Here is an 11,065-nt window from a genome sequence, read left to right as displayed (position 1 = left end):
GGGCTGCGCAGGACCGTTGGCGCCATGGATGGCGCCATCGAGCCCCCATGGACGGGTTTACGGCGTGTCCTGCGCAGCCCACCCCGCACGGCCTACTCCAATAACCCCGCTGTCCGCGACCACCCCGCCACGAGGGGCCCCGCCGTTGGCTGGAACCCATCATTCCACGACGGAATTGGCGCGCTGGCCCCGCTGGGCCTACCATCGGCGGTCCCCCCCCCCACCGCCCCTTCCATGTCCGCTCCCGCTTCCGCCGCATCGCGTCGCTGGTTCGTCGCCGGCGACGTCAATGGCTTCTTCGGCCTGGTCGTCGACAACCTTTCCATCCTTGGCTTCATCGCCATGGCCCTGGTCGGGATCTTCCAGTTCCCCGCCGACGTGGTGTTCGGCCGCATGTTCCCCGGCACCGCATTCGGCGTGCTGGTCGGCAACCTGCTGTACACCCTGATGGCGCGCCGGCTGGCCGCGCGTACCGGCCGCGACGATGTCACCGCCATGCCGCTGGGCCTGGACGCACCCACCAGCATCGGCATGGCGCTGCTGGTGCTCGGCCCGGCCTTCGTGGCCTTCAAGCAGCAGGGCATGGATCCGCATGCCGCGGGCATCGCCACCTGGCAGCTGGGCATGGCCGCGCTGGTGATCATGGGCGTGCTCAAGCTGGTGCTTTCGTTCTTCGGCGAGGCGGTCACCCGCGCGCTGCCGCGTGCTGCGCTGCTGGGTTCCATCGCCGGCATCGCCTTGGTGCTGATGGGGCTGCTGCCATTGCTGGAGACGCTGCGCTCGCCGCTGGTCGGCTTCACCACGCTGGGCCTGCTGCTGTATGTGCTGATCGCCAAGGGCAAGCTGCCGGTGCGTGGCCCCGGCGTGCTGCTGGCCTTCGTGTTCGGCACCGTGCTGTATTACGGCCTTGGCCTGGCCGGGCTTGGCGCACCGGGCTTCCACGTGCCGGAGTGGGTGCCGCCGCAGGTGGTGCTGCCGCTGCCGACGCTGGGCTTCCTCGATGGCCTGCCCACCGCGATGACCTACCTGCCGTTGCTGCTGCCGTTCGGCCTGCTGATGGTGGTCGGCGGCATCAACGTGTCCGAGAGCGCACGCGCGGCCGGTGATGACTACCGCACCCGCGACATCCTGCTGGTGGAAGCGGTGGCCACGCTGGTGGCCGGTGTCTGCGGTGGCGTGGCGCAGACCACGCCGTACATCGGCCAGCCGGCGTACAAGCACATGGGCGCGCGCAGCGGCTACACCCTGCTGACCGGCCTGTTCGTCGGCATCGGCGGCATGCTGGGCATCATCTCAGGGCTGGTGCAGTGGCTGCCGCTGGCGGTGCTGGCACCGATCATCGTGTACGTGGCCATCGACATCACCACCCAGGCGTTCCAGGCTACGCCGCGCCACCACGCCGGCGCGATGGTGTTCGGTTTCCTGCCGTCGGTGGCGTACCTGCTGGCGATCAAGGCCCCGGGCTGGATCGCGCCGGACCAGCTGCCGCAGTTGCTGACCAAACTGGATGGCCACGGACTGCCTGAGCTGGCGGTGATCTTCACCCTCGGCAACGGCTTCATCATCACCTCGATGCTGTGGATCTCGGCGGTAGCGGCGATGGTCGATGGCCGCCTGCGCCGTGCCTGCGGCTTCCTGCTGGTGGCCGCCGGTCTGACCCTGTTCGGCCTGATCCACTCGGTGGATCCGCGCGGTGGCATCTACCTGCCGTGGGACCTGGATGGGCTGGCACGCATCATCAGCTGGCAGTTCGCCGGCGCCTACGTGGCATTGGCGCTGCTGCTGGGCCTGCTGTCGCTGCAGAAGCAGGCGGTGGAGCCGCTGGGCGATCGCACCGACCATTGACCGGTGACGCCGTGCATCGCACGGCTCTGCAGGGGGAAGCTGCAGGCGGCGGAATTACCGTTCGGCGTCCAGCTCCGGGTAGTGGCGGAAGATGCCATTGGTGTTGAATGCCAAGCGCCGTTCCGAGCCCAGATAGGTAGCGATGTTCGGCCGCTTCGCCACCCGCTCCTGCAGCGCACGCAGCAGGGGCAGGGTGGGGGCCAGCGCCTGCATGCGGCGCGGGAACATGTAGTCCAGCCCGCTCAGCAGCTGGAACAGCGACAGGTCCACATAGGAGTGCTCGCGCAGCGCATGGCGGCCACCATTGGCGGCCAGCGCCTGTTCGAAATAGCCCAGGAACTTGGGCAGCCGCTCGCTGCGCAGGGACGCGGCCCGCGCCTTGGCTTCGGTCTTCTGCTCTTCGTAGTACTTCGATGCAGCGATCGGGTGGTGGGTGTCGTGCACCTCGGCCACCAGGTCGGCAATGGTCAGCTGCAGTTGCAGCGCCTGCACCCGCCGTGAGGCCGCCTGCGGCACCAGGTCCAGCGTCGGGCCGAGGAAATCCAGGATGGCCGCGACCTGCGCGATGACCTGGCGGCCCGCCTTCAGGAACGGCGGCGCGAAGGGTTGCGGACCCTCGCTGCTGCCATCGAGAAACGCCTGCATCACCGCATCGCCGTGCACCCGCGCCATGTCGATGTAGTCGGCGCCGGCATCTTCCAGCGCCAGCCGCACGAATTCACCGCGGCCCTGGATGCCGGTCCAGTAATACAGCGCGTACTGCATGGCAGTGTCTCCACGGGACAGGACTCACAGCCTCGCGCGGGCAGTGCAAAGCAGGCGTGAGCATGGACTGCGCGTGCCTGAACCCGAACGGCAGCGGAACAGGCGGGGAACCCGTTGGAATGGGTGGGGTCACACCTTCTCCATGCGTGTGAAACGAGGTGCTGCATCATGCAGAGTGGAAAGGCGGTATGGCCCTGGATATTGGGCGTGGTGGTGATTGGCGGCGCGGGAGGCTGGTTGTTCCGCGATCAGCTCAAGAGCCTGGCAGACGGTGTTTCGGTGCCGGTGCAATCAACCCCCGCCAGTACCAGTGCACCGCCACAACCGACGGCAGCCGTAGAGCCCGCGCCAGCACCCCCAACGATCCGGCATCCGCTGGATACCGAGGCCGCTGCCGACCCGGCGCTGCCGAAACTGGCGGACAGCGATGCCGCGGCATGGGGTGCGCTGGGCCAGCTGTTCCAAGGGGAGGGGCCGCTGACCCTGCTGCTGCGCGACCATCTGATCCAGCGCCTGGTCACCCAGGTCGACAACCTGGACAAACCCAGCGTGCCGCCGACCGCGCTGGCCGCGCGCCCGCTGCCGGGCAACCTGCAGGTCGAGCCGGGGGAAGGCGGTGAACGCATCGCCGCCAGCAACGCGGCGCGCTATGCGCCCTATGTGCACGCATTCACTGCGCTGGACCCGGCGGCAGCGGCTACCGCTTACAAGCGCTTCTATCCGCTGATCCAGCAGGCCTACGTCGACCTGGGTCGGCCGGACTCGTACTTCAATGATCGCCTGCTGGCGGTGATCGACCATCTGCTGGACACCCCGGAACTGGCCCAGGCACCGCTGGTGCAGCGCGATGACCGCGGCCGCTATCGCTTCGTCGATTCCGCCCTGCAGTCGCGCTCGATCGGCCAGAAGGCCCTGCTGCGCATGGACGCGGCGCAGGCGCAGGCGGTCAAGCAGCAGCTGCGGGCGATCCGCAGCGCGATCACCCGCTGAGCCCGTCCACAGCACGAAACTGATCGGGATCAACGCGCCGACCACACCCGCTCCGGCATGCTGGCCGCAGGCTGACCGGCCTCGGGGTGCAGTCGCAGTCACCCTTGAAACGGGGTGGGGCAGCCGCATCTTTCCAGCGTCGCCGGCGCGGGCCGGCCCAGATGACCGATGAGGTTTCGCAATGCGGATGGACAAGCTCACCTCGCGTTTCCAGCAGGCGCTGGCAGACGCACAGTCGCTGGCCGTGGGCCGCGACAACAGCATCATCGAACCGGTTCACTTGTTCAGCGCCCTGCTGGACCAGCAGGGCGGCAGCACGCGCCCGTTGCTGGCCCAGGCCGGGGTGAACGTGCCGGTGCTGCGCGAGCGCCTGACCGAGGCGCTGGACGCACTGCCCAAGGTGTCCGGCCAGGCCGGCAACGTCTCGATGGGCAATGACCTGGGGCGCCTGCTGAACCAGACCGACAAGCTGGCCCAGCAGCACGGGGATGCCTTCATTGCCAGCGAGTGGTTCGTGCTGGCGTCGCTGGAGGATGGCGGCACGCTGGGCATGGCGCTGCGCGCCGCCGGTGCCGACAAGACCCGCCTGCAGGCCGCGATCGACAAGCTGCGCGGCGGCGAGAACGTGCAGTCGGAGAATGCAGAGGAGCAGCGGCAGGCGCTGGAGAAATACACCATCGACCTGACCGCGCGTGCCGAGAGCGGCAAGCTCGACCCGGTGATCGGCCGTGACGAGGAAATCCGCCGCACCATCCAGGTGCTGCAGCGCCGGACCAAGAACAACCCGGTGCTGATCGGCGAACCCGGCGTGGGCAAGACCGCGATCGTGGAAGGCCTGGCCCAGCGCATCATCAACGACGAAGTGCCCGAGGGCCTGCGCGGCAAGCGGGTGCTGTCGCTGGACATGGGCGCGCTGATCGCCGGTGCCAAGTTCCGTGGCGAATTCGAGGAGCGCCTGAAGGGCGTGCTCAACGACCTGGCCAAGAACGAAGGCCAGATCATCCTGTTCATCGACGAACTGCACACCATGGTCGGCGCCGGCAAGGCCGACGGCGCGATGGATGCCGGCAACATGCTGAAGCCGGCGTTGGCACGCGGTGAGCTGCACTGCATCGGCGCGACCACGCTGGACGAGTACCGCAAGTACATCGAGAAGGATGCCGCGCTGGAGCGCCGCTTCCAGAAGGTGTTCGTGGGTGAGCCGTCGGTGGAGGACACCATCGCCATCCTGCGTGGGCTGAAGGAAAAGTACGCCCTGCATCACGGGGTGGAGATCACCGACCCGGCCATCGTCGCTGCCGCCACGTTGTCCAACCGTTACATCACCGACCGCCAGCTGCCGGACAAGGCCATCGACCTGATGGACGAGGCCGCCTCGCGCCTGCGCATGGAGATCGACTCCAAGCCGGAGGAACTGGACCGCCTGGAACGCCGGGTGATCCAGCTGAAGATCCAGCGCGAGATGCTGAAGAAGGAAAAGGACGAGGCCTCGCGGCAGCGCCTGGCCGATCTGGAGAACGATATCGAGGCGCTGGAGCGCGAGTTCTCCGACCTCAATGAAATCTGGAAGTCGGAGAAGGCCGCGCTGCAGGGTGCAACCAGGATCAAGGAGCAGGTCGAGCAGGCCAAGCTGGAGCTGGAAGCCGCGCAGCGCCGCCAGGATTTCGCCAAGATGAGCGAGATCCAGTACGGCCTGCTGCCGCAGCTGGAAAAGCAGCTGGCCGCCGCCCAGGAAGCCGAGCACAAGGACTTCAAGCTGGTGCAGGACCGCGTGACCGACGAGGAGATTGCCGAGGTCGTGTCGCGCTGGACCGGCATTCCGGTCAACAAGATGCTCGAAGGCGAGCGCGACAAGCTGCTGCGCATGGAAGAGGTGCTGCACAACCGCGTGGTCGGCCAGGAGGAAGCGATCAAGGTTGTCTCCGATGCCGTGCGCCGTTCGCGTGCGGGCCTGTCCGATCCGAATCGCCCGGCCGGTTCGTTCCTGTTCCTCGGCCCGACCGGTGTCGGCAAGACCGAACTGTGCAAGTCGCTGGCCGAGTTCCTGTTCGACAGTGCCGACGCCATGATCCGCATCGACATGAGCGAGTTCATGGAGAAGCACAGCGTCGCCCGCTTGATCGGCGCGCCCCCGGGCTACGTCGGCTACGAGGAAGGCGGTTACCTGACCGAGGCCGTGCGTCGCCGTCCGTACTCGCTGATCCTGCTGGACGAAGTAGAGAAGGCACATCCGGATGTGTTCAACATCCTGCTGCAGGTACTGGACGATGGCCGCCTGACCGATGGCCAGGGCCGCACCGTGGACTTCCGCAACACCGTCATCGTGATGACCTCGAACCTGGGCTCGCACCAGATCCAGGACATGAGCGCCGACGACAGCCCGGAGGCCTACACGCAGATGAAGGCGGCAGTGATGGGCGTGGTGCAGGCGCACTTCCGTCCGGAGTTCATCAACCGCCTGGACGACATCGTGGTGTTCCATCCGCTGGACAAGCAGCAGATCAAGCAGATCGCGCGCATCCAGATGCGTGGCCTGGAGAAGCGCCTGGCCGAGCGTGGCTTGAAGCTGATGGTGTCCGACGCAGCGTTCGACCTGCTTGGCAACGTTGGCTTCGATCCGGTGTATGGTGCGCGCCCGTTGAAGCGCGCGATCCAGGCGCAGCTGGAGAACCCGTTGGCGCAGAAGATCCTGTCCGGCGCCTTCGTCAACGGCGACACCATCGAAGTCGGAAATGATGGTGGCCACCTGGTGTTCGCCAAGGCGTGAGTCCATCGGGGCGCTGCCTGACCGCAGCGCCCCGTTTTCTCCGGTAGCGCCGGGCCATGCCCGGCGACTTCTCAGAAGCGGTGCGTATACCCGCTCATCAGCCCGAACTGGTTGGGCTTCTGCACGATCGGGCTGTTGGCCGCATCGCCGAGCAGGCGCGTGCCTTCGGCCGAGATATACCAGTTGCCGTTGCGGCCCACGCGGTGGCTCCACTTCAGGCCGACACCGGCGCTGACCAGGCCGGCCTTCGGTTTGTGCTCGGCGAAGCCGGTTCGCGCCGCCTGTTCTGGGCTGACGCCGTACCAGGTCTGCATGTAGCCGCGGTTGCCGTAGTCGGTGGACACGCTGCCGCTGACCACACCGCCAGCCAGGTCGAACAGCGGCAGGGTCAGGTTCAGATGGATCTGCTGGGTGGCCAGGCCGTTCTCGGCCTTGTCCTCGTCCTTGCGGGTGAACTGCCAGGAGCCGCTCAGCACGGCCTCGCCCAGCGTATAACCAGCCGAGACACCGACCAGGGGACGGGTATCGATATCGCCCATGCCGCGCAGGAAGTCCGAGCCGCCGAGCAGGGAGTCCTTGTCCTTGCGGATGCCGCTGCCGCCGACGTAGGCGCGCACGCGGGTGTGCTCGCCGAGGGCGGTGCCCCAGCCGATGCCACTGGTGCCCAGAAACCAGCCCCCCGGCGAGGTGACATCGAAGGACAGCGACGGCGTCGCACGATATTCCTCGCTGCCGCTGTAGCGCGGGGTCACGCCACCGCCGGCGGCGAGCTCGAAGGTCCAGTGGTCATCCTTGGCGTGGGCGATCGGCGTGGCAAGCAGTGGCAACAGCGCCAGGCAGAGCAGGGTGGGGGAACGGCGAAGCTGGGACATGGAAACTCTCGACAATGGGAGGAAAGCAGCGCGCGCATCCGGCGAGTGCTGCAGGGTCGCCAGCGTGGCGATACGCCGGCGACCGATCCGTCCGCAGTTGTGCGGGAGTTGTAATCAACTGTAATCGCGGCCCAGCGCGTTCAGCTGGCAGCCAGCGGCCAGTGCATTTCCAGGCGTGCGCCGCCCAGCGTGGCGCGGCTGATGCGCAGCTCGCCGCCGTGGCGGGCTGCAATACGGCCGACGATGGCCAGGCCCAGGCCGAAGCCGCCGGTGTCACGGCTGCGGCTGTCATCCAAGCGGGTGAACGGGCGCATCACCTTTTCGTGGTCAGCCTCGGCGATGCCGGGGCCGTCATCGTCCACGCGCAGGCAGGCGCGGCCGCCAACACCCACCAGCGAGACTTCGACCTGCGAGCGCGCATGACGCAGTGCGTTGCCGAGCAGGTTGCTCAGCGCCAGCTGCAGCAGGCGTGGCTCGGCATCCACGCGCGGCAGCGCGCTGGGCTGTACGCGCAATGCCAGGCCGGCACGCTCGGCATCGCGGCGGGCATCGGCCAAGCAGGCCTGCAGCCAGTCATTGGCTTCAATCCGCTGCATCGGTTCGCCCTCGCTGGGATGCTCCAATCGTTCGTAGGCCAGCAGTTCGCTGACCAGCCGGTTGAGCTCGGCCAGGTCACCATGCAGGCCCTGAGCCAGCCGCGTGCGACGTTCGCGATCATCGCTGTCCTGCATCAGGTCCAGGCCGAAGGCCACGCGTGCGATGGGGGTGCGCAGTTCGTGCGAGATCGCATGGGTCAGGTCGCGCTGGCGCTGCACCAGTTCTGCCACGCGTGCGGCCATGCGGTTGGAGTGGTCGACGATGACCCGGATCTGCGAGCGTGGCGAGACCTGTGCGCGCGCCTGCAGATCGCCGGCGCCGATGCGGTCGGCATGCACGCGCAGGGCGTCCAGATCGCGCCAGAGCAGGCGCACCCACGCGTACAGGCACAACCCGAACAGGGCCAGCATCACCGAGTAGGCGATCAGGGTGAGATACAGCGTCATTGACGGCTCGCCTGGCAGGTGCAGGCGCAGCCAGGGACCGTCCGGATGCCGTGGATCAAGAGGCGCCAGTACGATCTCGAACTTCTGCCGGGAAATGAGTCCGTTGCGCTGCAGCTGTTCCTGTTCGCCGGCTTCGAGGGCCGGCGCTGACGGCAACAGTGCCAGCGCAATGCCGTAGTGGGGTTGCCACTGCGCCAGCTGATCCTGCTGGGCGGCGGGGCCCTTTCCATCCAGCCCCTGCCGCAACGCATACAGCTGGCCACGCACCTGCTCTGCAAACACACGCTGCTGGAACGGCAGGTAGATGCGATCGAAGACCACATTGATGAGCAGCAGAGTGATCAGGAAGCTCGCGCCGACCACCAGCCACAGGCGCAGGAAAAGCCGCTTCACGCCGACCAGGCCGAGGGATTGAACTGGTAGCCGCGCCCCCACACGGTCTTGATCCGCCGCGGTTCGCGCGCGTCGTCGCCGAGCTTTCGGCGCAGCTTGCCGATGCAGACGTCGACGCTGCGGTCCAGGCCGTCGAAGCCGATGCCGCGCACTGCCTGCAGGATCTGGTCACGCGACAGGATCTGCCCGGGCTGGCTGGCCAGCAGCCACAGGATCTCGAACTCGGTGGTGCCCACATCCACCGCCGCGCCGTGCAGGTGCACTTCACGCTGCATGCGATCGATCAGCAGTTGCCCATGCATCAGCCGGCTGGGCGTGCCGGTGTTGCTGCTGCCATGGCGGCGGCGCAGCAGGGCGCGCAGGCGGGCCAGCAGCAGGCGCGGCTCGATCGGCTTGTGCACATAGTCATCGGCACCCGATTCCAGGCCCAGCACCTGCTCGATGTCGTCCTCGCAGGCGGTCAGCATCAGGATCGGCACGTCGGAGAAACTGCGGATCTGCCGGCACACATCGATGCCACCGAGGCCGGGCAGCATCAGATCCAGCACCACCAGCTCCGGCGCATGCTGGCGGCAGGCCGCACCGGCCAGGTCACCACGGGCCACGTGCTGCACGGCGAAGCCGTGCTCGTGCAGGTAGTCGCTGACCAGTTCGGCCAGGCGACGGTCGTCCTCCACCAGCAGGACCGACGTGGGCGAACTGCTGGCAGGGGGAGTCCAGGGGGATGGCTGCATGCGTGGGGCCTCCGTGCCCGGGCAGGAGCGCCCGGCGGCGAAGCCTAGCAACGGCCCATGACGGCTGCCTGAATCGCGGCCAACCTGATAACCGCAGGTACGGGCGTCATCGCCAGCGGCGTTCAGCGGCTGGCCCCGGCTGGCCTATGGTGGCGGTTTCCCCGGATGGAGCCTGGTGCAATGAGCGATCCGCAGTGGCAACTGGAAACCCTGGCCGTGCACGGCGGCTATCGTCCCGACCCGACCACCCGCGCGGTGGCGGTGCCAATCTACCAGACCGTGGCGTATGCGTTCGATGACACCCAGCACGGCGCCGACCTGTTCGACCTGAAGGTGCCGGGCAACATCTACACGCGCATCATGAACCCCACCACCGATGTGCTGGAGCAGCGCCTGGCCGCGCTGGAAGGGGGTATCGGCGCGCTGGCGCTGGCCTCGGGGCAGGCCGCGATCACCTACGCCATCCAGACCATCGCCGAAGCCGGTGACAACATCGTCGCCTCCAGTGCGCTGTACGGCGGCAGCCTCAACCTGCTGGCGCACACGCTGCCGCAGTATGGCATCCAGGCGCGTTTTGCCGACCCAGCCGATCCATCCGCGTTCGCAGGGTTGATCGATGAGCGCACCAAGGCGGTGTTCGTCGAATCGATCGGCAACCCGCGCGGCAACGTCACCGACATTGCCGCCATTGCCGAGGTCGCGCATGCCGCCGGCGTGCCACTGATCGTCGACAACACGGTGGCCACGCCATTCCTGCTGCGCCCGTTCGAGCATGGTGCCGATATCGTGGTGCATTCGCTGACCAAGTACCTCGGCGGCCACGGCAACAGCCTGGGCGGCGCGATCATCGATTCGGGCCGCTTCGACTGGGCTGCACAGCCCGCGCGCTTCGCTCGCCTCAACCAGCCTGACCCGAGCTACCACGGGGTGGTCTATACCGAAGCGCTGGGGCCGGCGGCCTATATCGGCCGCGCGCGGGTGGTGCCGCTGCGCAACACCGGCGCGGCGCTGTCACCGTTCAATGCCTTCCTGATCCTGCAGGGCATCGAGACCTTGGCGCTGCGCATGGAACGCATCAACGCCAACGCACTGGCCATCGCGCAGTTCCTGAAGTCGCACGCAAAGGTGGCCTGGGTGCGTTACGCCGGACTGGCCGACGACCCCGAGCATGCCGCCGCGCAGCGCTATCTGGGCGGCCACGGCTCGGGCGTGTTGACCTTCGGCCTGCCGGGCGGCCGCGAGGCCGGCGCGCGTTTCCTCGATGCACTGAAGCTGTTCACCCGCCTGGTCAACCTGGGCGATGCGAAGTCACTGGCCACCCATCCGGCCTCGACCACCCATCGCCAGCTGGATGCAGCGGAGCTGGCCAAGGCCGGCGTCAGCGAAGACACCGTGCGGCTGTCGATCGGCATCGAGCATATCGGCGACCTGCGCGCCGACCTGGAGCAGGCCCTGGCCGGCGCCTGATAGCCGCACGCTTGGTGTATATCGCCACAGGCGATCACCACCCGCGCCGTGATGCGCTACGGTGGAACTGCCTCTCCAAGGCAGTGGCAACGTGGCGATCCAGATCCCCGGTCGATGCGGGTCGACCGGGGATTTTTTTTGTTCCCGGGTCAGATCCGTTTTCCTGCGGAAAACGGATCTGACCCCATG

General features: G+C 67.5%; 8 protein-coding genes. 4 read left to right on the top strand and 4 right to left on the bottom strand.

The genetic code is table 11. The annotated features are described in order from the left end of the window. Positions 1 to 234 precede the first annotated feature (234 nt). Positions 235 to 1,845 carry a hypothetical protein gene (locus B9Y82_RS14115; protein WP_100473707.1) on the top strand — a complete coding sequence of 537 codons (1,611 nt, stop codon included), beginning with the start codon at positions 235 to 237 and terminating at the stop codon, positions 1,843 to 1,845. Between the two features lie 54 nt (positions 1,846 to 1,899). Here the strand turns inward: B9Y82_RS14115 and B9Y82_RS14110 are convergent, their stop codons facing one another. Then, entirely contained in the window at positions 1,900 to 2,610 is a 711-nt protein-coding gene (locus B9Y82_RS14110; RefSeq protein ID WP_100473706.1) for a glutathione S-transferase, read from the bottom strand. Positions 2,611 to 2,778: 168 nt separating this feature from the next. Here B9Y82_RS14110 and B9Y82_RS14105 point away from each other — a divergent pair, with 168 nt between their 5' ends. Beyond that, positions 2,779 to 3,600, top strand: coding sequence for a DUF3014 domain-containing protein (locus B9Y82_RS14105; protein WP_100473705.1), 822 nt, complete (start codon positions 2,779 to 2,781; stop codon positions 3,598 to 3,600). Between the two features lie 181 nt (positions 3,601 to 3,781). Continuing rightward, positions 3,782 to 6,367 carry an ATP-dependent chaperone ClpB gene (gene clpB / locus B9Y82_RS14100; RefSeq protein ID WP_100473704.1) on the top strand — a complete coding sequence of 862 codons (2,586 nt, stop codon included), beginning with the start codon at positions 3,782 to 3,784 and terminating at the stop codon, positions 6,365 to 6,367. Between the two features lie 71 nt (positions 6,368 to 6,438). On the opposite strand, the gene B9Y82_RS14095 is transcribed toward clpB, so the two are convergent. The 3 genes from B9Y82_RS14095 to B9Y82_RS14085 form a co-directional block, all read right to left on the bottom strand. Next, complete coding sequence (locus B9Y82_RS14095) at positions 6,439 to 7,239, bottom strand: MipA/OmpV family protein (RefSeq protein ID WP_100473703.1); 801 nt, start codon at positions 7,237 to 7,239, stop codon at positions 6,439 to 6,441. Between the two features lie 140 nt (positions 7,240 to 7,379). Continuing rightward, positions 7,380 to 8,675: an ATP-binding protein gene (locus B9Y82_RS14090; protein ID WP_100473702.1), complete on the bottom strand. Its 1,296-nt coding sequence runs from the start codon at positions 8,673 to 8,675 to the stop codon at positions 7,380 to 7,382. Continuing rightward, positions 8,672 to 9,409, bottom strand: coding sequence for a response regulator transcription factor (locus B9Y82_RS14085; RefSeq protein WP_100473701.1), 738 nt, complete (start codon positions 9,407 to 9,409; stop codon positions 8,672 to 8,674). The genes B9Y82_RS14090 and B9Y82_RS14085 overlap by 4 nt, the downstream gene beginning before the upstream one ends. Before the next feature lie 180 nt (positions 9,410 to 9,589). On the opposite strand from B9Y82_RS14085, the gene B9Y82_RS14080 reads away from it, so the two are divergent. Further along, the gene (locus B9Y82_RS14080; protein ID WP_100473700.1) at positions 9,590 to 10,876 is read left to right on the top strand and encodes an O-acetylhomoserine aminocarboxypropyltransferase/cysteine synthase family protein; all 1,287 of its coding nucleotides are present in this window, start codon (positions 9,590 to 9,592) and stop codon (positions 10,874 to 10,876) included. The last annotated feature ends 189 nt before the right edge of the window (positions 10,877 to 11,065 follow it).

The sequence above is a fragment of the Stenotrophomonas maltophilia genome (assembly GCF_002799155.1).
Lineage (GTDB): Bacteria > Pseudomonadota > Gammaproteobacteria > Xanthomonadales > Xanthomonadaceae > Stenotrophomonas > Stenotrophomonas maltophilia_R.
Note: the sequence above shows the minus strand (reverse complement) of the source record. Positions and strands in the feature narration are given on the sequence as shown.